Raw genomic sequence first — 24,661 nt, forward strand, 5'->3', positions numbered from 1 at the left:
CCGGGTGGCCTTCACGCAGGCCGAGGCTGCCGCTCAGTTCGCCTGCCTACCCTGGCGTCATGGGCGACACGAAGACGGGCCTGCCGGCGGATGCGGGCAACGGCATGAGCGAGCGTTCCGGGCATTACGACGAGTCGGACAGCGGCCGCACCGACACCCCGGTCGGCCAGCCCACCCAGGACACCACGCAGCCGGACGCCGTGCCCGGCCAGTCCGGCGGGCGCCCGGGCCTGAGCGAGACCGGCACGAGTTTCGACACGGCCCCGGGCGGCGACAAGGACCAGTAGCGCCTGCCGGCCCCGGCTCCCGTCACGGTCAGCGGGGGCCGCTTTCCTCTACACTGGCCGGCTGTGACCGTGCCCGCCACCCCTCCCCTGCCCCCGCACACGCTGCCCGCCCATCGGCTCAGCGTCGCGCCGATGATGGACTGGACGGACCGGCACTGCCGCGTCTTTCACCGCGGCCTCACCAAGCGGACCCTGCTGTACACGGAGATGGTCACGACCGGCGCGATCCTGCACGGTGACCGGCACCGGCACCTGGACTTCGACGCGGCCGAGCACCCGCTGGCCCTGCAGCTGGGCGGCAGTGACGCGGCGGCCCTGGCCGAGTGCGCCCGGATCGCGGAGGACTGGGGCTACGACGAGGTGAACCTCAACTGCGGCTGCCCCAGCGACCGGGTCAGCAGCGGGCATTTCGGCGCGTGCCTGATGGGCACGCCGGACACCGTGGCCCGGGCGGTGGAGGCGATGCGGGGTGCCACGCGGCTGCCGGTCACGGTCAAGCACCGCATCGGCATCGACGACCTGGACAGTTACGAGCACCTCACGGGCTTCATCCGCACGGTGGAGGCCGCCGGGTGTGACACGTTCATCGTGCATGCCCGCAAGGCGTGGTTGAGCGGTCTGTCGCCAAAGGAGAACCGAGAGATTCCGCCCCTGCGCTACGAGGTGGTTCAACAGGTGAAGGCCGACTTCCCGCACCTGACGGTGGTGCTCAACGGTGGCGTGCTGACGCTGGCGCAGGCGCAGGCGCACCTCACCTGGGCGGACGGCGTGATGATCGGCCGGGCAGCGTACAGCGACCCGTTCATCCTGGCGGCCGCCGACCGGGACGTGTTCGGCGAGGACACGCTCCCCGTGACGCGCCGCGAGGCGATCACCGCGTTCCTGCCGTACGTGGCTGCACAACTGGAAGCCGGGCAGCCGCTGAACCGGATGATGAAACACACCCTGGGCCTGTTCGCAGGCCAGCCGGGCGCCCGCCACTGGAAACGCACGATCAGCGAACAGGGCCACAAACCCGGCGCGGGCCTGGAGGTCGTGCAGGACGCCCTGAGTGGCGTCCCGGACGAGGTGCTGGACGCCCGGGCCTGAGGCGCCCTTCCGGGAGGCCAGCTTCAGCCGGCTAGGGCATGACCCTCATGTGCGGTGGGTAGCGTAAAGGGCGTTCTGCCCCACCCCTCGCCCTCTTTCTGTGTCCCGTGGAGGTTGCCATGCCCAGACCTGCCCTGTCCGTCCTTGCCCTGAGTATCGGCGCGCTCCTGACCGGCTGCGCGGCCCTGCTCGGCCCGAACGCCCGCGCCGACCTGCTCGACCCGGCCGGCGCGAACGCCGGCAGCGTGACCCTCACGCCCACCCTGGCCGGCACGCAGGTGAGCGTGCGGGTCAGCGGCCTGACGCCCGGGCAGCACGCCATGCACGTGCACGTGAACCCCAGCTGCACGAACACCACGGACGCCGCCGGGGTGGTCACGGTGTTCGGCGGGGCGGGCGGGCATTTCGATCCGGGCGGCAGCAACAACCATGACGCGCCCACCACCGACAACGCCCGCGGGCACGGCGGGGACCTCCCCATGATCACGGTCGGTGCGGACGGGACGGGCAGCGCGGACTTCACCACGTCCAAGATCAGCCTGACCGGGGCGAACAGCGCCATCGGACGCAGCCTCATCATTCACGCCAATCCGGACGATTACGCCACGGACCCCAGTGGCAACAGCGGCGCGCGCGAACGCTGCGGCGTGATCACCGCCGTGCAGTAACCCTCAACACGAAGCACGGATAAAACGGAGAAAGGGGACGGGCATCACGCACCGTCCCCTTTCTCCATGAATCTTCAGTTCGCGTAGCGTTTCAGGATGTCGCGGCTGATCACCATGCGCTGCACCTCGTCGGTGCCCTCACCGATGCGGGTGAGGCGGTTGTCGCGCCACATACGCTCCACGGGGTACTCCTTGATGTAGCCGTACCCGCCGAGCATCTGGATGGCCTCGTCGCAGGCTTCCACACCGGCGGTGGTGGCGAACAGTTTGGCGCGGGCGACCGGCACGGTGAAGTTCATGCCGGCGTCTTTCAGGTCGGCGGCCTTGCGGATCAGCAGGCGGGCCGCTTCCAGTTTGGTGTCGATGTCGGCGAGGCGGAAGGCGATGTTCTGGTTGTGGGCGATGGGCTTGCCGAACTGCTGGCGGTCCAGGGTGTACTTCACGGCGTACTCGTACGCGCCGCGGCCCAGGCCGAGGCCCATGGCGGCGATGCCGACGCGGCCGCCGTCGAGGACGCGCATGACGTCCTTGAAGGCGTTGCCGCGTTCACCGAGCAGGGCGTCGGCGGGGAGGTGGATGTCCTCGAAGATCAGCTGGGCGGTGTCGCTGCTGCGCAGACCGAGCTTGTCCTCCTTGCGGCCGATGGAAAAGCCCTGCACCTCGTCGCGGTTGAACACGAAGGCGCTGATGCCGTCGTTCTTGCCCTTGCCCTCGCGGGGGGCGTCGGTGCGGGCGAGGACCACGTAGGTGCCGGCGACGCTGCCCTGCGTGATGAAGTTCTTGCTGCCGTTCAGGATCCAGCTGCCGTCGGGCTGCTCCTTGGCGTTGCTGTGCATGCCGCCGCTGTCCGAGCCGCTGCCGGGTTCGGTGAGGCCCCAGGCGCCCAGTTTCTCGGCGCTGGCGAGGGCGGGCAGGAACTTGCGTTTTTGCGCCTCTGTGCCGCCGATCAGGATGTGGCCCTGGCACAGGCTGTTGTGGGACGCGACCGTCAGGCACAGGCTGCCGTCCACGGCGGCGACTTCCTCGATGATCATGGCGAAGGTGGCGGTGTCCAGGCCGGCGCCGCCGTACTCCTCGGGCGTCTGGGCGCCCATGATGCCCATCTCGCCCAGTTCACGGACGATCTCGAAGGGGAACTCGCCGGTCTGGTCGCGTTCGGCGGCGCCGGGTTCCACCTTGTTCTTCAGGAAGCTCCTGAGCGCGGAGACGATGGTGCGCTGGTCGTCGTTCATGGGCTGGGTGTTGGGGTTGGTCAGGTCGGGGCGGTTCAGAGTGCTGGTCATGGGAAGTCCTCCGGGGCTTGGGGGTGCGGGGGGTGGGGCGTGCGGGGTCAGACCTGGAACACGCCGACCCGGAACTCCTCCTGGTGGGGGTTCTGGGCGCAGGCGTCCAGCGCGCGGATCAGGCGTTCGCGGGTGGTGTTGGGCTCGATGATCTCGTCTACCCACAGGCGCGCGGCGGCGTAGCGGGGGTCGAGTTCGGTGTCGTACTTGGCCTTGACCTCGTCGTACAGGCGCTGGATCTCCTCGTCGTCGGGCTGGTGTCCGGCGCGCTTGAGGGCGGCCAGTTGGATGTCCATCAGGGTCTTGGCGGCGGCGTTGCCGCTCATGACGGCGTACTTGGCGCTGGGCCAAGCGAACAGGAAGCGGGGTGCGTAGGCCTTGCCGTTCATGGCGTAGTTGCCGGCGCCAAAACTGCCGCCGGTGATGATGGTGATCTTGGGGACCACGGTGTTGCTCACGGCGTTCACGAGTTTCGCGCCGCGGCGGATGATGCCTTCCTGCTCGCTGTCGCGGCCCACCATGAAGCCGGTCACGTCCGACAGGAACACCAGGGGCACGCCGGCCTGGTTGGCGTCCAGGATGAAGCGGGCGGCCTTGTCGGCGCTGTCGCCGTAGATGACGCCGCCCACCTCGATGCGGGTGGTGAGGCCGGGCACGCCGCCGGCCTTCATCTTCTTCTTGATGACGGTGCGCTGGTTCGCCACGAACGCGACCGGGTATCCGCCCGCGCGGGCGAAGCCGCACACGAGCGTCTCGCCGTACTCGGGTTTGAACTCGTGGAACTCGCCGCCGTCCACCAGGGCCTTGATGAGGTCGCGTACGTCGTAGGTCCTGCTGCCGTCAAAGCCGACCAGGTCGGTCAGGTCACGTTCGGGGGCGGGCAGGGCCTCGCGGCGGCGCCGGGCGAAGGGCGCGAGGTCCCCCTGGGCGTACAGGTCGGCCAGGGCGCGCACGCGGGCCAGGGCGGCCTCGTCGGTGGGTTCCTTGTAGTCCACGGTGCCGGCGATGCTGCTGTGCATGTCGGCCCCGCCGAGGTCCTCGCTGTCCACGACCTGCCCGATGGCGGCCTTCACCAGGGCGGGCCCGGCGAGGTACAGGCCGCTGCCTTCGGTCATGATCAGGGTGTCGCACATGACGGGCAGGTACGCGCCGCCGGCCACGCAGTTGCCCATGATCGCGGCGATCTGCGGGATGCCACGCGCGCTCATGCGGGCGTTGAGGTAAAAGACCCGGCCGAAGTCGTCCTGGTCGGGGAAGATCTCGTCCTGCATAGGCAGGTACACGCCGGCGGAGTCCACGAGGTACACGACCGGAAGGTGGTTTTCCAGCGCGATGGTCTGGGCGCGGATGACCTTTTTGGCGGTGATGGGGAAGAATGCGCCGGCCTTCACGGTGGCGTCGTTGGCGATGATCATCCACGGGCGGCCCTGGATGGTGCCGATGCCGGTGACGGTGCCGCCGGAGGGGCACCCGCCGACGTCCTCGTACATGCCGTACCCGGCGAAGGTCATGAGTTCGTCGAAGGGGGTCCCATCGTCGATCAGCTGCCGGATGCGTTCGCGGGCGGTCAGGCGGTTTTTCTCATGCTGGCGCTGCTGGGCCTTGGGGCCGCCGCCGGCGCGGACGGTCTGCTGGTCGGCGCGCAGGCGGGCGAGTTCGGCGGCCCAGGTGGGCGCGGAACCGCTGGCAGGGGTGGGAGGCGCTTTCGCGCTGGCGTCGCCTTGGGTCATGTGTACCTGCACTCTAACAAACGCCCGTTAGGTCAGGGATGAAACTGTCCAGAACCCGGGGTCACGGCGAGCCCACCTGCACAGCCGGCCGGTAGGCTGAGGGCATGCGGCTGCGCCCCGCCCGCCCCGACGAGGCCGACACCCTGACCGGGGTGGCGATGGCCGCCAAGGCCCACTGGGGGTACGACCCGGCATTCCTGGCCGGCTGCCTGGAGGTCCTGCGCGTGGACCGTAGCCGGATGGAGACCGAGCCGCACGTGGTCGCCGAACAGGACGGCGAGGTGGTGGGTTTTTACAGCGTGCAGCTGGACGGGGACCGGGCCGTGCTGGACAAACTGTAGGTGCTGCCTGCGGCGATGGGGCGCGGGGTGGGCCGGGCGCTCTGGGCGCACATGGTGGCCGCACTGAGGGCCCGGGACCTCCGGGCCGTGACCCTGGACGCCGGCCCGCACGCCCTGCCCTTCTACACGCGGATGGGCGCCCGCCAGATCGGGGAGGCCGTGTCCGAGGTGGACCCGGCGCGCCGGCTGCCGCGGATGCGGTTCGACCTGACGTGAAGAGGGCGGCCACCAGACCACTGGTGGCCGCCCTCCGGGTATGGGGTCAGGGCTGGATGGTCGCGCCGGTCTTCGCCTGCATTTCCTCCAGCGTCACGCCGGGGGCGAGTTCCACCAGTTTCAGGCCGCCTTCCGTGACGTCCAGCACGCCCAGGTCCGTGATGATGCGGTTCACGACGCCCTGGCCGGTCAGGGGCAGGGTGCACTCGTGCAGGATCTTGTGCGCGTCGCCCTTCGCGACGTGTTCCATCAGCACGACCACGCGCTGCACGCCCGCCACCAGGTCCATCGCGCCGCCCATGCCCTTGACCATCTTGCCGGGAATCATCCAGTTCGCCAGGTCGCCCTTCTCACTGACCTGCATGGCGCCCAGGATCGCCAGATTGATGTGCCCGCCGCGGATCATGCCGAAACTGTCCGCGCTGGAAAAGAAGCTCGCGCCCGGCATGGCGGTCACGGTCTGCTTGCCGGCATTGATCAGGTCCGGGTCCACCTCGGCCTCGGTGGGGAAAGGCCCGATGCCCAGCAGGCCGTTCTCGCTCTGCAGCATCACGCTCACGCCGTCGGGGATGTAGTTGGCGACCAGGGTGGGCAGCCCGATCCCCAGGTTCACGTAGTAGCCGTCCTTGAGTTCCTGCGCGGCGCGCTGCGCCATCTCGTTGCGGTCCCAGGGCATTTAGTTCCTCACCGTCCTCTGCTCGATGCGTTTTTCCGGGGTGGCGTTCAGCACCACGCGCTGCACGAACACGCTGGGGGTGTCCACGTCGTCCGGGTCGATGTCGCCGATCTCCACGATCTCCTCGACCTCGGCGATGGTGACCCGGCCGCAGGTGGCGGCCATGGGGTTGAAGTTCCGGGCGGTCTTGCGGTACACGAGGTTCCCGGCCTTATCGGCCTTCCAGGCCTTGACCAGGGCGACGTCCGCGACGATGCCGCGCTCCAGGATGTAGGTCTGGCCGTCGAAGTCCTTGTGTTCCTTGCCCTCGGCGACGACGGTGCCCACGCCGGTCTTGGTGTAGAAGCCGGGGATGCCGGCCCCGCCGGCGCGCATGCGTTCGGCGAGGGTGCCCTGCGGCGCGAACTCCAGTTCGAGTTCCCCGGCGAGGTACTGGCGTTCGAACTCCTTGTTCTCCCCGACGTACGAGGAGATCATCTTGCGGATCTGTCGGGTTTCGAGCAGCAGGCCCAGACCCCAGCCGTCCACGCCGGCGTTGTTGCTCACGGCGGTCAGGTCCTTCACGCCGCTGTCGCGCAGCGCGAGGATCAGCTGTTCCGGAATGCCGCACAGCCCGAAGCCGCCCACGGCCACCGTCTGTCCGTCCTGCACGACGTCCTTCAGCGCCTCGCGGGCGCTCTCGTAGACCTTGTTCATGTCCCCGTCAGTGTAAGGGGGGGGCGTACGGGCGCGTCACAATCCCGCTGCACGCGGTCTGTTCCGGGCCCGGGAACAGGCTCACTGAGGGCGGCTGCTCAGGACCATCACGTACGCCGTGCCGCCCCGCCCCTGCACGATGCTGGCGCCCACGTGCGTGTAGCGTTTCTCGGTCATCCAGTAGCAGTGCACGGGGCTTTTGAGCCACCACTGAATGGCTGCTTCGGGGTTCAGGCCGCGGCCCATGAACACGATCTCGGTGACGCTCACGGCGCGGATGCCGGTGCTGGCCGCGCGGATGCGGGGGGTGGTGCCGCCCGGCCCGGAATGCGTGATCCGGCCGGAGGAGGCCATGAAGTTCGCCTGCAGTCCGGCCGCGCGGGCGTGCAGGCTGCTGGGCGACAGGGTGCCCGCCACCGGCCGGCGGCCACTGCCGGGGCAGCTCACGCCCTGCGCGCGCACCTGATTGAGCCGCGAGACGAGCTGCGCTTCCGCACCCGTCCGGTTCGCTCCGGCCGAAGCCGACAGGGACAGCAGGGCCAGCACCGACGCCACCACACCACGCATGTTCATGTGTCTTCATGATACGCACATGCGCGGCCCGGCGCTGCCGGAAAGTCGCCAAACGCAACCTGATGCGCCCCATCAGGCCCCACACACGGTAAACTGGAGGCACTGGCGACGGGTGCAGGCTCCATTGTCCACGGAGCAGCCCCGGTCACCCGGAGGGAGTTTCCCGACCATCACGCCCCGCCCGCAGGCCGCCCCACCCGGGACCTGCGCCCTGCCCCTGCCCCCGACCCGAACGCCTGCACCCCCGACCCGGCCCTGACAGGGGGCCGCGCTCCGCCGCCCTTGCCGCGGATAAGCGCCCCCACCCGGCCCGGGTCGCCGCCCTTCCCTGGAGGACCTCATGACCACTGCCCCTGCCCGCCCCGCCCCCACCGCCCATCCCTCCACGGACTCGCTGTCCCTGGCGCAGGCCGTCGTGTACGTCGCGGCGTCCCTGATGACCCGCAAGGTGTACCAGACCGTCGAGCTGCCCGGCGAGGCCTCCGTGGTGTACGCCGGCGACGTGAACCACGACATCCAGCTGCTCGACGTCCACCGTCACTCGAACGTGAGCGGCACCTTCGAGGCCGGCCACGTGCAGCTCCTGGACGAGCGCACCGGGCAGCGCGCCGAATTCACCCTGACCGGCAATACCCTGCGCGGCGTGATGGGCCCCGCCCAAACGCCCTTCCACGGCTCCATCGAACGGGACCGCGTGTTCCTGTTCGACGACGTGCGCAAGACCCGGCAGGTGTTCACGGTGCGGCCCGAACGCATGAACGGCCGTCAGGCCCTGACCCGGCCCCCGCTGGCCTGACCCGGCCACGCAGGAACAATGCAAACCGCCCGGAGGAACAGTCCTCTGGGCGGCTTTCTATGAACAGGGCGTTACTTCAGGCCGCTGCGGCGCAGCAGGGCGTCCGCGTCGGGGTCGCGGCCCATGAAGTCCCGGTACAGCTGCGCGGGGTCGTCACTGTTGCCGCGGGACAGGATCTTGTCCACGTAGTCGCGGCCCGTCTCCCGGTTGAAGATGCCCTCCTGCTTGAAGCGGCTGAAGGCGTCCGCGTCCAGCACCTCCGCCCACTTGTAGCTGTAGTACCCGGCGCCGTACCCGACCGGGCTGCTGAACAGGTGACCGAACTGCGCGACCATCGCGTAATCGTCCGGCAGGGGGAAGGGGTTGAACTGCCGCATGATGTCTCGCGCGAGCACCACGGGGTCCTCGTCGCCGGCCGGGTCGTACTCCACGTGCAGGCTCAGGTCGGCCGTGCCGAAGCTGTACTGGCGCATCGCCATGTTCGCGGCGCGGTAGTTCTGCGCGGCGATCAGGCGCTCGTACAGGTCCTGCGGCAGCTTCTCGCCGGTCTCGTGGTGCGCGGCGAACAGGTCCAGCGCCTCGCGTTCCGTCACCCAGTTCTCCATGATCTGGCTGGGCAGCTCCACGAAGTCCCACGGCACGTTCGTGCCCGCCAGGCTCTTGACCGGCACGCGGCTCATGGCGTGGTGCAGCAGGTGCCCGAACTCGTGGAACACCGTCTCCACCTCACGCACGCTGAGCAGGCTGGGGGTGTCCCCGCTGGGCGGCGTCATGTTGCCGCACATCAGGCCCAGGTGCGGGTCCACGCCGTCCTCCTTCGGGCCGCCGGTGATGAAGGCGTTCATCCACGCCCCGCCGCGCTTGGTGTCCCGCGGGTACCAGTCGGTGTAGAAGCTGGCGATGTGCGTGCCGGCCTCGTCGTGAATGTCGTAGTACTGCACTTCCGGATGCCAGCCGGGCGCCTGCGCTTCCGTGACCGTGATCCCGAACACGCGGCCGACCAGCTCGAACAGGCCCGATAGGACCTTCGGCATGGGGAAGTACGGGCGCAGGGCCTCCTCGTCGAAGTCGTACTTCTCCTGCCGCTGCTTTTCTGCCCAGTACGCGCCGTCCCAGGCTTCCAGCGCAGGCGCGTCCGCGCCGGCCTTCCCGCGGTAGTACGCGTCCAGCTCCGCGTTCTCCCGCTCGAACGCGGGGCGGGTCTTGGCGTCCAGGTCCCGCTCGAACGCCAGGGCGCGGTCCCCGCTGCCGGCCATGCGCTCCTCCAGCACCAGGTCCGCGAAGTTGCGGAAGCCCAGCAGCTGCGCTTTCTCCCGGCGGAGCTGCAGGATCTCGCGGACCAGGGGGCGGTTGTCGCGGCCCTCCTGGCGGCCCACCTGCTGCTGCGCCTCCCACAGCTCCCGGCGCAGCTCCCGGTCGTCGGCGTACGTCAGGATGGGCTGCAGCACCGGCTGGTGCAGCGTCAGGCGGTGCCCCTCCTGCCCGCGGCCCTCCGCGTCACGGCGCGTGGCGTCCTTCACGCGCTGCGGCACGCCCGCCAGACGCTCCTCCGGCACCAGCAGCTCGTACGCGGCGGTGGCGTCCAGCACGTTCTTCGCGAAGGTGTTCGTCACCTGCGCCAGACGCGTGTTCAGTTCCAGCAGCCGCGCCTTCCTGTCCTCCGGCAGGTCCGCGCCGCCGCGGCGGAACTCGTCGATGGTGAGTTTCAGCAGGCGCGCCTGCACCGGGTCCAGGGCGCGGGCCTCGTCCGTCTCCGAGTACGCCTTCAGCGCCTGCCACAGGCCCGGATGCAGGCTCAGCTTCGTGTAGAACTCGCTGGTCTTCGGGATGATCGCCTCCACGGCGGCCTTCCACTCGTCGCTGCTCATGACGCTGTCCAGGTGGTGCACGATGGTGCCCACCGTGGACAGCTGCTCGGTCAGCGTGTCCAGGTCTGCCATGAAATTCTCGAAGTTCCGCGCCGGCGCGCCCGCCAGGGCGTCCAGTTTCTCCTGCGTCAGCGCCAGCAGGGTGTCCACGGCCGGCTCGGCATGCTCCGGACGGATGCGGTCAAAGGGAATCTTGAAACCAAGATTAAGCAGCGGATTCTCGCTGGGAACAGGATTGTTTGACATCCCCGCGAGTATAGGCCGCCCCGATTCGCCGCCCGGTAAGCGAACTGGCGTACCCACCCGCCCCAGGCCCATGTTCTACTCGGTCATGGAACCCGCCCCCCCACCCGCCCTCCCCCACCTGCCCGGCGTGACCTTCACGGACGCCACGCCCGCCGACCGGCCCGAGATCGCCGCGTTCCTCACCCGCGCCCACCCGGACAGCCCCACCACCCCCGAGCAGCTCGAACGCACCGACCGCTTCCACCGCCCGGGCGACCCCTTCCTGCGCGTCCTCGCCCGCCGCGGCGGCCCCCAAGGCGACATTGTCGGCCTGACCGAAGTCGGCGTGCCCCACAGCGAAACCCTTCCCGGCTGGCTTGCCCTGGACCTCGCCGTCCTCCCCGCGGAACTTGACGGGCTGCTCCCCAGCCTCCTCATCGCCCTGGCCGAAGCGCACGCCCTCGCCCACGGCGGCACCACCTTCCTCACCCGCGTCAAGGAGCACTGGCCCGAACGGCTACTCTGGCAGGAACGCGGCTACACCGAACACGACCGCCTCTGGAACAGCACCCTCGACCTCCGCACCCTGAACTTCCAACAGTTTGCCGCTCAGGAACAACAGGCCCGCGCCACCGGCATGCAGTTCACCACCCTCAGGGACCTCGGCGGACTGAACAGCGAAGCCAACCAGCGGAACATGTACGACCTCATCGCCACCCTCCTGCGGGACGTCCCCACCACCACCCCCATCCAGGTCTGGCCCTACGAACTCTGGCAGGAACGCTACCTCCCCACCGTCCACCACCCCGAAGGCATCCACCTCGCCCTCACCCCCGACGGCCACTGGATCGGCATCAGCGAACTCCACCTCGAACACCACGCCCGCCCCGGCACCCTCCACAACGGCCTCACCGGCGTCCGGAAGGAATGGCGCGGCCATCACCTCGGCCTCGCCCTCAAACTCGCCGCCGCCCGCAGTGCCCTACAGCGCGGGTACACCCACTCCCGCACCAGCAACCACAGCATCAACCGGCCCATGCTCGCCATCAACGAGGCGATGGGCTTCGTGCGTGAAACGGCAACGATCACGTTGAAGAAAGAAGTTTAGGTAGCGCTGCCCCACTCCCCAGCCCCCTCCCCCAGAGGGGCAGGGGGAGCAGGCGTTGCACTGGGCAAGAGGAGTCAGCAATGCGACGGGAATGTGGCTGAGCAGGCACGGGTCCGGCCTCGACGCCATGCTCCGGATTCGGTGGATGGCCCGCGCGCTGCGCGCACGACGGCCGCGTCGCCATGCCTGCCAAGGGGCTGGACAACCTGGAATGAGCCGCTGATCGACTTTTGTCAGCTGATGGCTTTAGCAGGTCAAGGCATTCCTTATTGCTCTCCCCACCCTGCCCCTGACCGCAGATGAGATGCCGGCCATTTGACGCGCAGCGTCAAGGCTGAGAAACCGAACCCGGACGTTGCGCACCCATAGCTCCTCTCACCGCACACCACCGCGCCGGGCCAGCCAAACACCAACAACGTCCATCTGCCCAGTGCCAACGAAAGCTCCCCCCGTCCCTTTGGGATGGGGGGCTGGGGGGGTGGGAGATTTCGCCTTACTCGCGAGTGTTTTCCAGCAGCATGGCGTCGCCCAGCGAGTAGAACCGGTAGTCCTCGTCCAGCGCAGCCTGGTATGCGGCCTGGATGCGGTCCACGCCGGCGAAGGCGGCGACGAGCAGGAGGAGGGTGCTGCCGGGGAGGTGGAGGTTGGTGATGAGGAGGTCGGGGACGTGGACGGGGGTGCCGGGGGTGATGAAGATGCGGGTGTCGCCTTCGCCGGGTTGGACCTGCGAGCCGTTCCAGGCGCTTTCGAGGGTGCGGACGGTGGTGGTGCCGACGGCGATGATGCGGCGGTGCTGGGCGCGGGCGGTGTTGATGGCGTGGGCGGCTTGTTCGCTGACGGCGTAGCGTTCGGCGTGCATGACGTGGTCGTTGACGCTGCCGGTGATGGGTTTGAAGGTGCCGGCGCCGACGTGGAGGGTGACGTGGGTGCGTTCGACGCCTATCGCGTCGAGTTGCTCCAGGAGTTCGGGGGTGAAGTGGAGGCCGGCGGTGGGGGCGGCGACGCTGCCGGGGGTGCGGGCGTAGACGGTCTGGTACCGCTGGCGCCAGTGGTGGTCGTCGTCTCCGGCGTTGATGTAGGGGGGCAGGGGGAGGCGGCCGATGTCGTCGAGGTGGGGTTTGATGTCGTGGTCGAAGCGCAGGAGGCGGGCGCCGTCGTCGAGCTGGCCGATGATTTCGGCGCGGTGCTCGCCGAGCCAGAGTTCGTGGCCGGCGCGGCGGGCGGGTTTGAGGTAGGCGCTCCAGGTGTTGTGTTCTTCTTCGCGCAGGAGGAGCACCTCGACCTGTCCGCCGCCGTAGCCGTTGATGACGGGTTTGCGGGCCATGACGCGGGCGGGGATGACGCGGCTTTCGTTGAAGACGAGGAGGTCGCCGGGGCGCAGGAGGGCGGGCAGGTCGCGGAAGGTGTGGTGCGTGATCTGCTTGCCGACGTGCATGAGGCGGGAGGTGTCGCGGGGTTCGGCGCCGGTCTGGGCGATGCGGTGCTCGGGCAGGTGGAAGTGCAGCGCGGCGAGGATCTCGTCGGCGGTGCGGGGGTCGGGGTTCACGGGGTTACTCCGCGTCGTCGGGGAGGGGCTCGCTGGGCGTTTCGGCGGGGGTTTTGCTGCCGTTGCGGGTGCGGGCGGGCATCAGGGCGTCCTGGATGTCGGGGAGGTGGGTGAAGCGGTCGGCGGCGTCGATGAGTTTCTGCGCGGTGTGTTCGCGGAAGGCGATGACTTCGACGCGTTTGCCGCGTTCCTGGAGCACCTCGACGATGTCGGTGTAGTCGCCGTCGCCGCTGCCGAGGACGACGATGTCGAGGTGGTCCATCAGGCGGACCATGTCGGCGACGATGCCCATGTCCCAGTTGCCTTCGTAGATGGGTTTGCCGGTGTCGGTGACGTGGTGCAGGGTGAGGGTCATGCGGCGGACCTTGTACCCCAGGGCGCTGAGTTTGTAGATGAAGGGGCGGCTGGTGGCTTCGCCGTCGCGTTCGACGGTGTAGCTGATGGCGTGCACGAGTTCCCGGTCGCGGGTGGCGACCTGGAGGATGGTCTCGAAGTTCACGGTGCGTTCCAGCAGGTCGCGGGCACTGTGGTAGAGGTTCTGCGTGTCGATGAACACGCCCACGCGGGGGCGCTGCACGATGTACTGCATTGGGGGTCTCCTGTTGAGCGGTGCGGAAAGGTCGGATCGGAAAGGGGGGGCCGGGCCGGCACGCAAAAAGGGTCGGGGCGCGCCGCGTTCACGCTACCACCATTGTCCCCGGGGGCGGGCCGTCCGGGTTTCCTGGCTTGGGGGTGGGGCGCGGCAAACAACCTGGGTGGGCGGGCGGGGCCGGGAGGGTACGCTGGAGCGCATGAGTGCCCAGAGTGATTCCCTTCAGAGTGACGCGCTGTCCCAGGCGCAGGCGCAGTACGAGCAGTTCAGGGCGCGGAGCCTGAACCTGAACATTCAGCGGGGCCAGCCGGCCGACGCGGACTTCGACCTGAGCAACGACCTGATCGCGGCGCTGGGCCGTGAGGACACGACGTTCGACAACATCGATCTGCGGAACTATCCGGGGGGCGTGCAGGGCCTGCCGAGTGCGCGGGCGCTGTTTGCGGAGTACCTGGACGTGAAGGCGGAGAACGTGGTCGTGTGGAACAACAGCAGCCTGGAGTTGCAGGGCCTGGTGCTGAGTTTCGCGCTGCTGCACGGCATGCGCAGCAGCACGGGCGGCTGGGTGCGGCTGCTGGACGGGCAGAAACCGAAGATGATCGTGACGCTGCCCGGCTACGACCGGCACTTCCTGCTGCTGGAGACGCTGGGGTTCGAGCTGATCACGGTGGACATGCAGCCGGACGGCCCGGACGTAGACGCCATCGCCCGGTACGCGGGGCGGGACGCGAGCGTGAAGGGCGTGCTGTTCGTGCCCACGTACAGCAACCCGGGCGGGGAGACGATCAGCCTGGAGAAGGCGCAGCGGCTCGCGGGGATCAAGGCGGCCGCGCCGGACTTCACGATCTTCGCGGATGACGCCTACCGCGCGCACCACCTGACCGAAGAGGGGCGGCATGAGCCGGTGAATTTCGTGGCGCTGTGCCGGGACGCGGGCTTCCCGGACCGGGCGTTCGTGTTCGCGAGCACCAGCAAGGTCACGTTCGCGGGCGCGGGCCTGGGGTTCGTGGCGAGCAGCGAGGACAACGTGAAGTGGCTGTCGAAGTACCTGAACGCGCAGAGCATCGGCCCGAACAAGCTGGAGCAGGCGCGGCACGTGAAGTTCCTGCGCGGCTACCCGGGCGGGCTGGAGGGCCTGATGCGCGAGCACGCCCGGCTGATCCAGCCGAAGTTCCAGGTGACGCAGGACGTCCTGGCGGAAACGCTCGGCACAGACGGCGAGTACGCCACCTGGACCACGCCGCGCGGCGGGTACTTCATCAGTCTGGACACGGCCGCGCCGGTCGCGGACCGCGTGGTGGCCCTGGCGGCGCAGGCGGGTGTGAGCCTCACGCCGGCGGGGGCGACGTACCCGGGCGGGAAGGACCCGGGGAACCGGAACATCCGCATCGCGCCGACCCGCCCGCCGCTGGCGGAGGTCGAGGAGGCCATGCGCGTGCTGGCCGTCTGCGTGCGGCTGGCGACCGAGGAGTACCGCGCCGCGCAGGGCTGAGCAGGCCTGGTTGTTGACGGGGCGGTCCAGGATGAGGCCGCCCTGCTGCGTTTTCTCTCCGCGTGCCGGGACAGGTGCGGATGCGGCGGGCGGGCGGGCCGCATACACTGGGCGTGCGTTATGCCCACCCGTTATGCCGGTCTGCCTGAGGAACGCCTCGCCCTGGACGCCTACATCAAGTTGTCCCGGGCGCTGCACGCCGTGGACACCCGGATTCACCGGCACCTGCAGGACCGCGGCCTGACCGTCTCGCAGTTCGGGGTGCTGGAGGCGCTGCTGCACGTGGGGCCGATGAGTCAGCGGCAGCTGGCGCAGAAGATCCTGCGGTCCAGCGGGAATCTGACCATGGTGATCGACAACCTGGAACGCGACGGGCTGGTCCGCCGGGAGAAGAGTGACCGGGACCGCCGCGTGATGAACGTGTTCCTGACCGATCAGGGCCGTGAGCTGATCGCGGGCATGATCGGGCCGCACGTGCAGGGCGTGCAGGAGGTGATGGGCGAGCTGAGCGAGGCGGAACTGTCGCAGCTGGCGGGCCTGTGCCGGCGCCTGGGGCACGCGGCGGCCGGGAAGGCGGGCGCCGAGTCCCCGGTCTGACCCGGGCCTACAGTCCGGCCAGCCGGGCCAGCCAGTACGCGCCGAAGCCCAGCACGATGCCCAGGCCCAGGTTGCGGGTGCGCCAGATCAGCAGGGCGCCGACCAGCGCGGCCACGAGGCGCCGGGGCCATTCGGGGCTGGCGGCGACGTCGGGCACGATCAGGGCGGCGAACACGCTGACCGGCACGAAGGTCAGGAAGTTCAGCCAGAAGGGCGGCAGGTTCACGCCGCCCAGGCTCAGGCCCAGCAGGCGGGCGGGGTAGGTGACCGCCCACATCAGCAGCAGCACGGCCAGGACGCTCATGCGCGCTCCCCGGCCGGCTGGAGGCGCGTGAGGAGGGCCGCGCCGAGGAGGGCGCCGCCCACCCCGGCCACCAGGATCACCAGGCCGCCCGGAAGCACCTGCGAGAGCGCCCAGGCGCCCAGGCCGGACACGGCGGCGACGAGCAGGGTCAGGCGGCTGACGAGCAGCGGCACGAGCAGGCCCAGGAACGCCAGGGGGAAGATGACGCCCACGCCCAGCGCCTCCGGGTCGGGCAGGACGGACCCGGCCAGCGCGCCGAGGAGGGTGGTGGCGTTCCAGGCGGCGTACAGGCTGAGTGCGGTGCCCAGCAGGAAGGGGTAGGTGAGGCCGGCGGGGTCCTTGGGGCCGTTCACGATGACCATGCCGTAGGCCTCGTCGGTCAGGAACTGCGCGGCGGTGAGGCGCTGCGCGGCGCTCATGGGCAGCTGCCGGGCGAGGCTCAGGCCGTACAGGACGTGCCGGGCGTTGAGCAGGAAGGTGGTCACGACGATGCTGACGGCGGAGGCGTGCGCGCCGAACATGCCGGCGGCGGCGAACTGGCTGGCGCCGGCGAAGGTGGTGAGGCTCATCAGGGTGGTCTCCCACACGCTCAGGCCGGCGGCGCGGGCCGTGACGGCGTAGGCCACCGCGAAGGGCATCACGCCCAGCCACAGCGGAATCATGATCCGGAACCCCCGCCAGAAGGGCGGGAAGAAGGGGGTGGTGGGGCTCATCGGGCCAGGGTAGCCGCATGGGGTGCGGGCCGGGCCGGCGCCCGTCTAGTGCGCCGGGCGAGGGGCGTGCCCTGTGACCGACCGGAGCGCGGCCTGCTTGACCTGGCAACGGAAAGGGCTTACGCTCCTTGTATTCAACTAAATGGTTGACTACCTTCGGGTTGAATACAGGAGCTTCCGTGAGCAGCGATCCCCTCAGCCGCACCTTCGCCGCCCTGGCCGACCCCACCCGCCGCGCCCTGCTGGCCCGGCTGGCGCAGGGCGACGCCACGGTCAAGGACCTGGCCGAACCGTTCGACATGACCCTGGCCGCCGTGTCCAAGCACCTGCGCGTGCTGGAACAGGCCGGGCTGGTCGAACGCGGCCGGGAAGCCCAGTACCGCCCCGCCCGGCTCAACGCCCGCCCGCTGGCCGCCGCCGCCGACTGGACCCTGGCGTACGCCCGCTTCTGGCAGGGCAGCCTGGACACCCTGGACACCTACCTGCGCACCCTTCAGACCGCCCCCGCCACGCCGCTCACCCCCGAGGAGACCGACCATGAGTGACGACCTGACCCTCACCCGCACCTTCGCCGCGCCCCCCGCCCTGGTGTACGCCATGTGGACCACCCCGGAGCACTTCGCGCACTGGTTCGGTACGGACGCCGTGCACATCCCGCTGGACAGCGTGCAGCTGGACGCCCGGGTCGGCGGGCGCTGGACCGCGCAGATGCACCTCCCGGACGGGCACCGCATCGACTGGTCCGGCGAGTACACGGAAGTGGACCCGCCCGCCCGGCTGGCCTTCACCATGAACGACGACCCCACCCGGCCCGCGGGCCTGCCGGTGGTCGTGACCTTCCTCGAGGTGCCGGGCGGCACCGAGATGACGCTGGTGCAGGCCCGCGGCGGGTTCAGCGACGAGCAGCTGGCCGCCACCCGCGCCGGGTACAGCGCCTTCTTCGACGTGATGGAGCAGCGCCTCGCCGAACTGACGAGATAAGCGGCTGAAACAAGAGGGGCCGGGCAACCGCCCGGCCTCTTTTCCTGTGCTCCCCTTCAGGCGGGCAGGGCGTTCTGCCGGGCGCCGTCCTGCGTCACGGGCAGCGGCTCGAAGCGGGCGGTGAAGAAGCGCAGAACTTTCGGCTCGTACACCATCGTCAGGCCCGGAATGCGGCGCCGGTCCTCGTACAGGTCGGTGATGCTGTCGGCCACGACGTCCATGTGGGCGTACGTGTACACGCGCCGCGGGACGGTCAGGCGCACGAGTTCGAGGTTCGGGTGGTGATTCTGCCCTTCACGGTCGCGGCCGGCGGACACGATGCCGCGTTCCATGCTGCGCACGCCGCTTTGCAGGTAGATCTGCGCGGCGAGCATCTGGGCGGGGAAGGCGTCCTGCGGGAGGTGATCCAGGAACTGCCGGGCGTCCAGGAACACGGCGTGCCCGCCGACGGGCCTCACGATGGGCACGTCCGCCGCGGCCAGCCGGTCCCCGAGGTACCGGACCTGCATGATGCGGTGGTGGATGTAGTCGTCGTCCACGCTTTCCTGAATGCCGAGCGCCATGGCTTCCATGTCGCGGCCGGCCAGCCCGCCGTAGCTGGGCATGCCCTCGTACAGCACGACGAGCTGCGTGGCTGCCTGGTACAGCTCGGGGTCGTTCATGGCGAGGAATCCGCCGATGTTCACCATGCAGTCCTTCTTGCCGGACATGGTGCAGCCGTCGCCGTAGGACATCATTTCCTTCAGGATCTCGCGCACGCTGCGGCCGGCATGCCCCGGTTCGCGCTCCTTGATGAGGTACGCGTTTTCCACGCAGCGGGTCGCGTCGAACATGACCCTGATGCCGTGCCGGTGCGCGAGCTCGCTGACGTCACGGATGTTCTGCAGGCTGACCGGTTGCCCGCCCGCGAGATTCACGGTGACCGCCAGGCAGATGTATGGGATTTTCTCGGCGCCGACCTCCTCGATCAGGGCCTGGAACTTGCGCAGGTCCACGTTCCCCTTGAAGGGCAGGTCCGCCTGCGGATCGTGGGCCTCGTCGATGATCACGTCGCGGAAGGTCGCGCCGGCCAGTTCCTGGTGGGCGCGGGTGGTGGTGAAGTACATGTTGCCGGGCACGTAATCGCCGGGCTTGATGGCGATGCGGGAGAGCAGGTGTTCGGCGCCGCGGCCCTGGTGGGTGGGGACCATGTACCGGAAACCGTAGTACTCCTGCACGGTCTCCAGCAGGTGAAAGAAGTTGCGGCTGCCGGCGTAGGCCTCGTCGCCCAGCATCAGACCCGCCCACTGGCGGTCGCTCATGGCGGTGGTGCCGGAATCGGTGAGCAGGTCAATGTACACGTCCCTGCTGTCGAGCAGGAAGGTGTTGTGCCCGGCGCGTTCCAGGGCCGCCTGGCGCTGGGCGCGGGTGGTCATGCGGATCGGTTCGACGACTTTGATCTTGTAGGGCTCGGCGACGTACATCTTATCCATGACGGCTCCTGGCGCTCCTGTTCGTGAGGGCGGTCCGGGGACGTCGGGAGGGTCGGGGGCGCGCGGGGCGCGGGCGGTCCGGGTCGTCTCTGGACTGCGGCGGGGCGGTGAGGTCATCGTAGGCCCGCCGGGACTTTCGTCGTCCACCGGGCAGAGACGGAAAAACGCTCACCCAGCCGCAGTCTTCGCGGGACATTTGCCCACGTCCCGCAGGGTGAGCGCCCCCGGGACACCCGTGATTGACGGGCCGGCCCGGCGGGCGGACACTCGCCCCAACATCACCCCCCGCCCGCCTCCGCCCGGTCTCCTTCCAGGCTCCTGCGGGCCCCTCAGGAGGACACCGCTGTGCCCATCACGTACGTTCCGGAACCCTTCCGCATCAAGATGGTCGAGACGATCCGGCTCCTCACCCGCGAGGAACGCGCCCGGAAGATCCGGGAGGCGCACCACAACGTCTTCAATCTGCGCGCGGAGGACGTGTACATCGACCTGCTGACCGATTCGGGCACGAGCGCCATGAGTGCCGAGCAGTGGAGCGGCGTGATGCGCGGCGACGAGGCCTACGCCGGGGCGCGGAGCTACTTCCGGCTGCTGGACACCGGGCGGGCGCTGTTCGGGTACGAGTACGTCCAGCCGGTTCACCAGGGCCGCGCGGCGGAGAAGGTGCTGTTCCCGCTGCTGATGGGGCCGGGGCAGGTGGCGATTTCCAACATGTTCTTCGACACCACCCGCGCGCACGTGGAACTCGCCGGGGCCCGCGCGCTGGACTGCGTGGTGCCCGAGGCGCGGGACACCCGGGCGCAGGTGCCGTTCAAGGGCAACATGGACACCACGCGGCTGGAACGCCTGATCGCGGAGCACCCCGGGCAGGTCGCGGCGGTCGTCATGACGATCACGAACAACTCGGCGGGCGGACAGCCGGTCAGCCTGCGGAACATGCGCGACACCGCCGAGATCTGCCGCCGGCACGGCCTGCCGCTGGTGATCGACGCGGCGCGCTTCGCGGAGAACGCGTACTTCATCCAGCAGCGCGAGGCCGAATACCGCGACTGGAGCGTGCGGGACATCGTCCGCGAGTTCTTCCGGTACGGCGACGCCTTCACCATGAGCGCGAAGAAGGACGCCCTGGTGAACATGGGCGGCCTGATCGGCGTGAAAAGCGACCCGGCCCTGGTGCAGCGCGTGAAGGGCAACACGATCGCCTTCGAGGGATTCACCAGTTACGGCGGCCTGTCGGGCCGCGACCTGGAAGCGCTCGCCACCGGCCTGGAAGAGGGTCTGGACGAGACGTACCTGCGCTACCGCACCGGGCAGGTCGCGTACCTGGCGAGCATCCTGGACGAGCACGGCATCCCCTACCAGTCCCCGCCCGGCGGGCACGGGCTGTTCATTGACGCTCAGGCCATGCTGCCGCACATCCCGTACACGCAGTTCCCGGGGCAGGCGCTGGCGGTGGAACTGTACGTGGAGGCCGGCATCCGCACCTGCGACATCGGGTCGTTCATGCTCGGCAACGACCCGGACACCGGTGAGCAGCTCCGCGCGGATTTCGAGTTCACGCGGCTCGCCGTTCCCCGCCGGGTGTACACGCAGGCGCACTTGGACGTGATGGCCGGCGCCCTGATCGCCATTCAGGCCCGCGCGGCGCAGGTGCCTGGGTACCGCATCACCTGGGAACCCCCGGTGCTGCGGCACTTCCAGGCGGAACTGGAACCGGTGGGCGTGCCGCACGCCGCGCCCCTGCCGGGCTGACCCGCCCCTATCGGCCATTTGGCCTGCTCTTCCTGCTCTTGACCCTCACGCCGCGTCAGGCCGCACACTTCCTTCCAGGAGGTGACCCATGAGCCAGCGCGCACCCTGGACGGTCGGCGAGGTCGCGGACCTGACCCGCCTGAGTATCCGCACCCTGCACCACTACGACGCCATCGGCCTGCTGCGCCCCAGCGGACGCAGCGAGGGCAACTACCGCCTGTACACGCCCGCCGACCTGGGCCGGCTGCACCGCGTCCTGACCTTCCGGGACCTGGGGTTCCCCCTGGCGGAAATCGCGCGGCTGCTCGACGCCCAGGAAAGCGAGCAGCTGGCCGCCCTGAACCTGCGCGCGGCGCTGCTGCGCACCGAACTGGGCCGGGTGCAGCGGCAACTGGAGCAGGTCACGTCCCTGCTGGGCGAGCGGCCCGGCGAAGGAGCATTCCCCATGAACAACGACGACATCAAGGAGATCTTCGACGGCTTCGACCACCAGCAGTATGAGCCCGAGGTGCAGGAACGCTGGGGTGACACCGACGCCTACCGGCAGAGCGCCGAACGCACCCGCCGCTACACCAAGGCCGACTGGACGCGCATCAAGGCCGAGGGAGAGGCCTTGAACGCGCAGTACACCGCCCTGATGGACCGCGGCGTCTCGCCCACCAGCACGGAGGCGCAGGCGGTGGCGGCCGAGCACCGCGCGTACTTCCAGCGCTGGTTCTACGACCCCAGCGTGGAGATGATGCGCGGCCTGGCCGCCATGTGGGTGCAGGACGAACGCTTCACCCGCAACATCGACCGGGCCCGCAGCGGCCTCGCCGCGTACCAGAGTGCGGCCGTGACCGCCTGGGCCGACGCGCAGAGCTGAAACACAGCCGCCCACACCTGAACTTCAGTGCCCGCTGGTCGCCTTCAGTCCGATGATGGCGACCAGCATCATGCCCAGGAACGCCAGCCGGGCGGGCGTGGCTGGCTCCTTGAACAGCAGCATGCCCAGCACCGCGGCGCCCAGTGCGCCGATCCCCACCCACACGCCGTACGCGGTGCCGATCGGCAGGGTTTTCGTGGCGAGGCCCAGCAGGCCCATGCTGAGCACCATGCTGGCCACGGTGAGGACCGAAGGTAGCGGCCGGGTGAAGCCCTCGGTGTACTTGAGGCCGATGGCCCAGCCCACTTCGAGCAGGCCTGCGAGAACCAGCAAAATCCATGCCATACACGACACCTCCCAGTGTCGCGCCGTCTTGTCGTAACCGGGTACGGCGGTGCTCTCGTCCGGGTGCCTCCCCGCGAGGTGCGTCAGGAGGATAACGAGGCCGAGTCTACGCACGGACGCCTGTGCCGTGGTGAGCACCATGTAAGCAGCGGGGTCCCTCACTGGGCGGTGAGCGTTGGTTCATGCTCGGGCGGCCGCAGGCGGCCGGAAGGTACCCTCGGCGGTATGACTCCCGTGATCTATGCCCTCTCCAGCACGACGGTGCCCCAGGCCGGCGTGATCGACGTGCCCTGCTACCGGGAGGACGCCTTCAACGGGAGAACGGCGCGGCTCGCGTACGAGGAAAAGTGGGTGCCGTTCGACTTTGCCACCCTGACCGAACGGGACCACGATTTGGCGACCGCAGAACGCGGCGAGGAATGGACCATTCAGGGCGTGGTCGCCGTGGACATGGACTGGCTGGTCGGCGTGATGGACACCACGGCCGCCGCCGGGAAAACCCTGGGCGTGGAGATCGACGAGGTCTGGTATTACGTCTCGCCCATGAACATGGAGCCCACCGTGGTGGGGGACGGTTACGTGGTGATCGGGCTGTACCGCTGACACGGGAGGACATCGGCCTCGGGATCGAACGACCACTGACGCGTCACTTGCTGGACCGCCGGGCTTGCTGTGGCCTCCAGCCGCCTCAATTCCGTCGGCTCCGGCCCACCGGGGTGAGGGGAACACCCATCCGCTTCATACACCCCGGGCTGGTCCTTCTGATTCCCTTTCGGCATGGTCCGGGACTGTGAGCTGGGTCCGGCAGGCGGCCCGCCAGCCGTCAGACTGTCTGCCATGACGGCCTCCCCGTTCCGGTTCAACAACACCTATGCGCGTGAGTTGCAGGGGTTCTACGCGCCCGCACAGCCCGCCTCCGTTCCCGCACCGAACCTGCTGTTCTTCAACCAGGACCTGGCCCTGGAACTGGGGCTGGACCCCCAGGTGCTGAACGGGCCCGAAGGGACGGCCATCTTCGCCGGAAATCAGGTTCCGGAAGGCGCCGAGCCGCTCGCGCAGGCCTACGCCGGCCACCAGTTCGGCGGGTTCTCACCTCAGCTGGGTGACGGGCGCGCCCTGCTGCTGGGCGAGATCACCGATCCGTCCGGACGGCACCGCGACCTCATGCTCAAAGGCTCGGGCCGCACGCCGTTCTCGCGGGGCGGCGACGGCAAGGCGGCGGTCGGGCCCATGCTGCGGGAGGTGCTGATCGGCGAGTCCATGCACGCACTCGGCATTCCGACCACCCGCGCACTCGCTGTAGCGGGCACGGGCGAGGCGGTCTACCGTGAGCGGCGGCTGCCCGGCGCCGTGCTGACGCGTGTGGCGGCCAGCCACCTGCGGGTGGGCACCTTCGAGTTCTTCGCCGCACGAGGGGAAATAAATCGCGTCCGGCAGCTTGCCGACTACGCGATTGCCCGGCATGACCCGGACCTCGCCGGAACCCCTGACCGGTACCTGGCCCTGCTCCGGCGCGTGGCACAGCGGCAGGCGGCCCTGATCGCGCAGTGGATGAATGTCGGCTTCATTCACGGCGTGATGAACACCGACAACATGACCATTTCCGGCGAGACGATCGATTACGGGCCCTGTGCCTTCATGGAGGCGTATGACCCCAGGGCGGTGTTCAGCTCCATTGACCAGGGGGGCCGCTACGCCTACGGCAACCAGCCGCTGATCGCGCGGTGGAACCTGGCCCGTCTGGCCGAGACCCTGCTGCCGCTCATCGCGGAAGGTGAGGACAAGGAAGCGGCCGCGAACGCCGTTGCCCGGGCCACCGAGGTCATCGATGCCTTCCCCGGGTGGTATGCCACGGCGCTGCTGGACGGCCAGAGGGCGAAGCTGGGCCTGCAAGGAGGCGACGATGCCCTGGACCGCGCGCTCGCGGAGAACTGGTTGGCGCTGCTGCACGAACACCGGGTGGATTTCACGCTCGGGTGGCGCCGCCTTGCCGACGCCGCAGGCGGTGACGACGCGCCCCTCCGTTCTCTCTTCCCGCACCCGGAAGCGCCCGACGCCTGGCTGGCCCGCTGGCGCTCCCGCCTGGAGGGTGAGAAAGAACAGGCCCTGGACGGGATGGAGCGGCCCGAGCGCATGCGCCGCGTCAATCCGGTCGTCATCCCCCGCAACCACCGCGTCGAGGAAGCCCTGGCCGCAGCCTCCGATCAGGCAGATCTCGTCCCCTTCCAGCGGCTGTTGAGTGCGATCCGGCGCCCCTACGACGAGACGCCCGACCACGCCGAATACACAGAGCCGGCCCGCGCGGAGGTCACGGCCTGTTACCAGACCTTCTGCGGTACCTGACGGAGCATTTCAGGCATGGGAGAGGGCCGTCCACTGCCGTCAATGTGGGAGAAGCAGACCTGCTGCGCGGGGCCCACACCTGATCTTCGCCAGGATGCCAGGG

At 69.3% G+C, this 24,661-nt stretch carries 27 protein-coding genes and 1 riboswitch; of the genes, 15 read left to right on the plus strand and 12 right to left on the minus strand.

The window, feature by feature from the left end; translation table 11 throughout:
• Positions 1 to 59 precede the first annotated feature (59 nt).
• The 3 genes from DFI_RS10505 to DFI_RS10515 all read left to right on the plus strand — a co-directional run bounded on the left by DFI_RS10505 (position 60) and on the right by DFI_RS10515 (position 2,044).
• Positions 60 to 287 (plus strand): hypothetical protein, encoded by a 228-nt coding sequence (locus tag DFI_RS10505; RefSeq protein ID WP_027463068.1) that lies wholly within the window; start codon positions 60 to 62, stop codon positions 285 to 287.
• A gap of 132 nt (positions 288 to 419) precedes the next feature.
• Positions 420 to 1,376 (plus strand): tRNA dihydrouridine(20/20a) synthase DusA, encoded by a 957-nt coding sequence (gene dusA / locus DFI_RS10510; RefSeq protein ID WP_051307864.1) that lies wholly within the window; start codon positions 420 to 422, stop codon positions 1,374 to 1,376.
• A 119-nt stretch (positions 1,377 to 1,495) separates the two neighbouring features.
• Positions 1,496 to 2,044 carry a superoxide dismutase family protein gene (locus DFI_RS10515; protein ID WP_027463070.1) on the plus strand — a complete coding sequence of 183 codons (549 nt, stop codon included), beginning with the start codon at positions 1,496 to 1,498 and terminating at the stop codon, positions 2,042 to 2,044.
• A gap of 74 nt (positions 2,045 to 2,118) precedes the next feature.
• Here the strand turns inward: DFI_RS10515 and DFI_RS10520 are convergent, their stop codons facing one another.
• Together DFI_RS10520 and DFI_RS10525 are read right to left on the minus strand one after the other, a co-directional pair.
• On the minus strand, positions 2,119 to 3,327 hold the full coding sequence (locus DFI_RS10520; RefSeq protein WP_027463071.1) for an acyl-CoA dehydrogenase family protein: 1,209 nt from the start codon (positions 3,325 to 3,327) through the stop codon (positions 2,119 to 2,121).
• 47 nt (positions 3,328 to 3,374) lie between these two features.
• The gene (locus tag DFI_RS10525; RefSeq protein ID WP_027463072.1) at positions 3,375 to 5,057 is read right to left on the minus strand and encodes an acyl-CoA carboxylase subunit beta; all 1,683 of its coding nucleotides are present in this window, start codon (positions 5,055 to 5,057) and stop codon (positions 3,375 to 3,377) included.
• 104 nt (positions 5,058 to 5,161) lie between these two features.
• Between DFI_RS10525 and DFI_RS10530 the strand changes: the two genes are divergently transcribed.
• Together DFI_RS10530 and DFI_RS10535 are read left to right on the plus strand one after the other, a co-directional pair.
• Positions 5,162 to 5,398 (plus strand): GNAT family N-acetyltransferase, encoded by a 237-nt coding sequence (locus tag DFI_RS10530; RefSeq protein WP_051307805.1) that lies wholly within the window; start codon positions 5,162 to 5,164, stop codon positions 5,396 to 5,398.
• Entirely contained in the window at positions 5,399 to 5,614 is a 216-nt protein-coding gene (locus DFI_RS10535) for a GNAT family N-acetyltransferase (RefSeq protein WP_155864556.1), read from the plus strand.
• Positions 5,615 to 5,660: 46 nt separating this feature from the next.
• Here the strand turns inward: DFI_RS10535 and DFI_RS10540 are convergent, their stop codons facing one another.
• The 3 genes from DFI_RS10540 to DFI_RS10550 form a co-directional block, all read right to left on the minus strand.
• Entirely contained in the window at positions 5,661 to 6,290 is a 630-nt protein-coding gene (locus DFI_RS10540) for a CoA transferase subunit B (protein WP_027463073.1), read from the minus strand.
• Positions 6,291 to 6,986 carry a CoA transferase subunit A gene (locus DFI_RS10545; RefSeq protein WP_022801350.1) on the minus strand — a complete coding sequence of 232 codons (696 nt, stop codon included), beginning with the start codon at positions 6,984 to 6,986 and terminating at the stop codon, positions 6,291 to 6,293.
• An 81-nt stretch (positions 6,987 to 7,067) separates the two neighbouring features.
• Positions 7,068 to 7,559, minus strand: coding sequence for a CAP domain-containing protein (locus tag DFI_RS10550; RefSeq protein ID WP_027463074.1), 492 nt, complete (start codon positions 7,557 to 7,559; stop codon positions 7,068 to 7,070).
• Between the two features lie 340 nt (positions 7,560 to 7,899).
• On the opposite strand from DFI_RS10550, the gene DFI_RS10555 reads away from it, so the two are divergent.
• Positions 7,900 to 8,355 (plus strand): hypothetical protein, encoded by a 456-nt coding sequence (locus DFI_RS10555; protein ID WP_027463075.1) that lies wholly within the window; start codon positions 7,900 to 7,902, stop codon positions 8,353 to 8,355.
• Between the two features lie 71 nt (positions 8,356 to 8,426).
• On the opposite strand, the gene DFI_RS10560 is transcribed toward DFI_RS10555, so the two are convergent.
• Positions 8,427 to 10,469, minus strand: coding sequence for a M3 family metallopeptidase (locus tag DFI_RS10560; protein WP_027463076.1), 2,043 nt, complete (start codon positions 10,467 to 10,469; stop codon positions 8,427 to 8,429).
• Positions 10,470 to 10,554: 85 nt separating this feature from the next.
• On the opposite strand from DFI_RS10560, the gene DFI_RS10565 reads away from it, so the two are divergent.
• Positions 10,555 to 11,556 (plus strand): hypothetical protein, encoded by a 1,002-nt coding sequence (locus tag DFI_RS10565; RefSeq protein ID WP_027463077.1) that lies wholly within the window; start codon positions 10,555 to 10,557, stop codon positions 11,554 to 11,556.
• A gap of 493 nt (positions 11,557 to 12,049) precedes the next feature.
• Here the strand turns inward: DFI_RS10565 and queA are convergent, their stop codons facing one another.
• Entirely contained in the window at positions 12,050 to 13,102 is a 1,053-nt protein-coding gene (gene queA / locus DFI_RS10570) for a tRNA preQ1(34) S-adenosylmethionine ribosyltransferase-isomerase QueA (RefSeq protein ID WP_027463078.1), read from the minus strand.
• Positions 13,103 to 13,106: 4 nt separating this feature from the next.
• Positions 13,107 to 13,691, minus strand: a complete 585-nt coding sequence (locus DFI_RS10575; RefSeq protein ID WP_022801344.1) for a LabA-like NYN domain-containing protein — start codon at positions 13,689 to 13,691, stop codon at positions 13,107 to 13,109.
• Positions 13,692 to 13,893: 202 nt separating this feature from the next.
• Here DFI_RS10575 and DFI_RS10580 point away from each other — a divergent pair, with 202 nt between their 5' ends.
• Both DFI_RS10580 and DFI_RS10585 read left to right on the plus strand, forming a co-directional pair.
• The gene (locus DFI_RS10580; RefSeq protein WP_027463079.1) at positions 13,894 to 15,186 is read left to right on the plus strand and encodes an aspartate aminotransferase type Ic; all 1,293 of its coding nucleotides are present in this window, start codon (positions 13,894 to 13,896) and stop codon (positions 15,184 to 15,186) included.
• Positions 15,187 to 15,306: 120 nt separating this feature from the next.
• The gene (locus tag DFI_RS10585; RefSeq protein ID WP_022801342.1) at positions 15,307 to 15,783 is read left to right on the plus strand and encodes a MarR family winged helix-turn-helix transcriptional regulator; all 477 of its coding nucleotides are present in this window, start codon (positions 15,307 to 15,309) and stop codon (positions 15,781 to 15,783) included.
• Positions 15,784 to 15,790: 7 nt separating this feature from the next.
• Here the strand turns inward: DFI_RS10585 and DFI_RS10590 are convergent, their stop codons facing one another.
• Both DFI_RS10590 and DFI_RS10595 read right to left on the minus strand, forming a co-directional pair.
• The gene (locus tag DFI_RS10590; protein ID WP_022801341.1) at positions 15,791 to 16,087 is read right to left on the minus strand and encodes an AzlD domain-containing protein; all 297 of its coding nucleotides are present in this window, start codon (positions 16,085 to 16,087) and stop codon (positions 15,791 to 15,793) included.
• Entirely contained in the window at positions 16,084 to 16,800 is a 717-nt protein-coding gene (locus DFI_RS10595) for an AzlC family ABC transporter permease (protein ID WP_027463080.1), read from the minus strand. The genes DFI_RS10590 and DFI_RS10595 overlap by 4 nt, the downstream gene beginning before the upstream one ends.
• A gap of 179 nt (positions 16,801 to 16,979) precedes the next feature.
• Between DFI_RS10595 and DFI_RS10600 the strand changes: the two genes are divergently transcribed.
• Positions 16,980 to 17,345, plus strand: coding sequence for an ArsR/SmtB family transcription factor (locus DFI_RS10600; RefSeq protein ID WP_027463081.1), 366 nt, complete (start codon positions 16,980 to 16,982; stop codon positions 17,343 to 17,345).
• The gene (locus tag DFI_RS10605; RefSeq protein ID WP_027463082.1) at positions 17,338 to 17,781 is read left to right on the plus strand and encodes an SRPBCC family protein; all 444 of its coding nucleotides are present in this window, start codon (positions 17,338 to 17,340) and stop codon (positions 17,779 to 17,781) included. The genes DFI_RS10600 and DFI_RS10605 overlap by 8 nt, the downstream gene beginning before the upstream one ends.
• Positions 17,782 to 17,837: 56 nt before the next feature.
• Here the strand turns inward: DFI_RS10605 and DFI_RS10610 are convergent, their stop codons facing one another.
• The gene (locus DFI_RS10610; protein WP_051307810.1) at positions 17,838 to 19,253 is read right to left on the minus strand and encodes a tyrosine phenol-lyase; all 1,416 of its coding nucleotides are present in this window, start codon (positions 19,251 to 19,253) and stop codon (positions 17,838 to 17,840) included.
• 345 nt (positions 19,254 to 19,598) lie between these two features.
• Between DFI_RS10610 and DFI_RS10615 the strand changes: the two genes are divergently transcribed.
• Positions 19,599 to 21,005, plus strand: a complete 1,407-nt coding sequence (locus DFI_RS10615) for a tryptophanase (RefSeq protein WP_027463083.1) — start codon at positions 19,599 to 19,601, stop codon at positions 21,003 to 21,005.
• Between the two features lie 88 nt (positions 21,006 to 21,093).
• Positions 21,094 to 21,870 carry a MerR family transcriptional regulator gene (locus DFI_RS10620; RefSeq protein ID WP_027463084.1) on the plus strand — a complete coding sequence of 259 codons (777 nt, stop codon included), beginning with the start codon at positions 21,094 to 21,096 and terminating at the stop codon, positions 21,868 to 21,870.
• A 24-nt stretch (positions 21,871 to 21,894) separates the two neighbouring features.
• On the opposite strand, the gene sugE is transcribed toward DFI_RS10620, so the two are convergent.
• On the minus strand, positions 21,895 to 22,215 hold the full coding sequence (gene sugE, locus DFI_RS10625) for a quaternary ammonium compound efflux SMR transporter SugE (protein ID WP_027463085.1): 321 nt from the start codon (positions 22,213 to 22,215) through the stop codon (positions 21,895 to 21,897).
• Between the two features lie 17 nt (positions 22,216 to 22,232).
• A riboswitch (guanidine-III (ykkC-III) riboswitch) is annotated at positions 22,233 to 22,300 on the minus strand.
• A gap of 140 nt (positions 22,301 to 22,440) precedes the next feature.
• Here sugE and DFI_RS10630 point away from each other — a divergent pair.
• Both DFI_RS10630 and DFI_RS10635 read left to right on the plus strand, forming a co-directional pair.
• A complete protein-coding gene (locus tag DFI_RS10630) occupies positions 22,441 to 22,818 on the plus strand; it encodes a hypothetical protein (RefSeq protein ID WP_022801333.1) in 378 nt (125 codons plus the stop codon).
• Positions 22,819 to 23,052: 234 nt separating this feature from the next.
• On the plus strand, positions 23,053 to 24,558 hold the full coding sequence (locus DFI_RS10635; protein ID WP_027463086.1) for a protein adenylyltransferase SelO: 1,506 nt from the start codon (positions 23,053 to 23,055) through the stop codon (positions 24,556 to 24,558).
• Positions 24,559 to 24,661: the final 103 nt, after the last annotated feature.

The sequence above is a fragment of the Deinococcus ficus genome (genome assembly GCF_003444775.1).
Taxonomy (GTDB): domain Bacteria; phylum Deinococcota; class Deinococci; order Deinococcales; family Deinococcaceae; genus Deinococcus; species Deinococcus ficus.

Bases quoted from the DNA above. Each gene is read 5' to 3' on its own strand.
- DFI_RS10585 (WP_022801342.1), top strand. From the start codon at position 15,307: ATGCCCACCCGTTATGCCGGTCTGCCTGAGGAACGCCTCGCCCTGGAC.
- DFI_RS10630 (WP_022801333.1), top strand. From the start codon at position 22,441: ATGACTCCCGTGATCTATGCCCTCTCCAGCACGACGGTGCCCCAGGCC.
- DFI_RS10530 (WP_051307805.1), top strand. From the start codon at position 5,162: ATGCGGCTGCGCCCCGCCCGCCCCGACGAGGCCGACACCCTGACCGGG.
- DFI_RS10525 (WP_027463072.1), bottom strand. From the start codon at position 5,057: ATGACCCAAGGCGACGCCAGCGCGAAAGCGCCTCCCACCCCTGCCAGC.
- DFI_RS10505 (WP_027463068.1), top strand. From the start codon at position 60: ATGGGCGACACGAAGACGGGCCTGCCGGCGGATGCGGGCAACGGCATG.
- DFI_RS10550 (WP_027463074.1), bottom strand. From the start codon at position 7,559: ATGAACATGCGTGGTGTGGTGGCGTCGGTGCTGGCCCTGCTGTCCCTG.
- DFI_RS10520 (WP_027463071.1), bottom strand. From the start codon at position 3,327: ATGACCAGCACTCTGAACCGCCCCGACCTGACCAACCCCAACACCCAG.
- DFI_RS10620 (WP_027463084.1), top strand. From the start codon at position 21,094: ATGAGCCAGCGCGCACCCTGGACGGTCGGCGAGGTCGCGGACCTGACC.
- sugE (WP_027463085.1), bottom strand. From the start codon at position 22,215: ATGGCATGGATTTTGCTGGTTCTCGCAGGCCTGCTCGAAGTGGGCTGG.
- DFI_RS10555 (WP_027463075.1), top strand. From the start codon at position 7,900: ATGACCACTGCCCCTGCCCGCCCCGCCCCCACCGCCCATCCCTCCACG.
- DFI_RS10610 (WP_051307810.1), bottom strand. From the start codon at position 19,253: ATGGATAAGATGTACGTCGCCGAGCCCTACAAGATCAAAGTCGTCGAA.
- DFI_RS10635 (WP_027463086.1), top strand. From the start codon at position 23,053: ATGACGGCCTCCCCGTTCCGGTTCAACAACACCTATGCGCGTGAGTTG.
- DFI_RS10590 (WP_022801341.1), bottom strand. From the start codon at position 16,087: ATGAGCGTCCTGGCCGTGCTGCTGCTGATGTGGGCGGTCACCTACCCC.
- DFI_RS10580 (WP_027463079.1), top strand. From the start codon at position 13,894: ATGAGTGCCCAGAGTGATTCCCTTCAGAGTGACGCGCTGTCCCAGGCG.
- DFI_RS10515 (WP_027463070.1), top strand. From the start codon at position 1,496: ATGCCCAGACCTGCCCTGTCCGTCCTTGCCCTGAGTATCGGCGCGCTC.
- DFI_RS10545 (WP_022801350.1), bottom strand. From the start codon at position 6,986: ATGAACAAGGTCTACGAGAGCGCCCGCGAGGCGCTGAAGGACGTCGTG.
- dusA (WP_051307864.1), top strand. From the start codon at position 420: ATGATGGACTGGACGGACCGGCACTGCCGCGTCTTTCACCGCGGCCTC.
- DFI_RS10605 (WP_027463082.1), top strand. From the start codon at position 17,338: ATGAGTGACGACCTGACCCTCACCCGCACCTTCGCCGCGCCCCCCGCC.
- DFI_RS10540 (WP_027463073.1), bottom strand. From the start codon at position 6,290: ATGCCCTGGGACCGCAACGAGATGGCGCAGCGCGCCGCGCAGGAACTC.
- DFI_RS10595 (WP_027463080.1), bottom strand. From the start codon at position 16,800: ATGAGCCCCACCACCCCCTTCTTCCCGCCCTTCTGGCGGGGGTTCCGG.
- DFI_RS10575 (WP_022801344.1), bottom strand. From the start codon at position 13,691: ATGCAGTACATCGTGCAGCGCCCCCGCGTGGGCGTGTTCATCGACACG.
- DFI_RS10560 (WP_027463076.1), bottom strand. From the start codon at position 10,469: ATGTCAAACAATCCTGTTCCCAGCGAGAATCCGCTGCTTAATCTTGGT.
- DFI_RS10565 (WP_027463077.1), top strand. From the start codon at position 10,555: ATGGAACCCGCCCCCCCACCCGCCCTCCCCCACCTGCCCGGCGTGACC.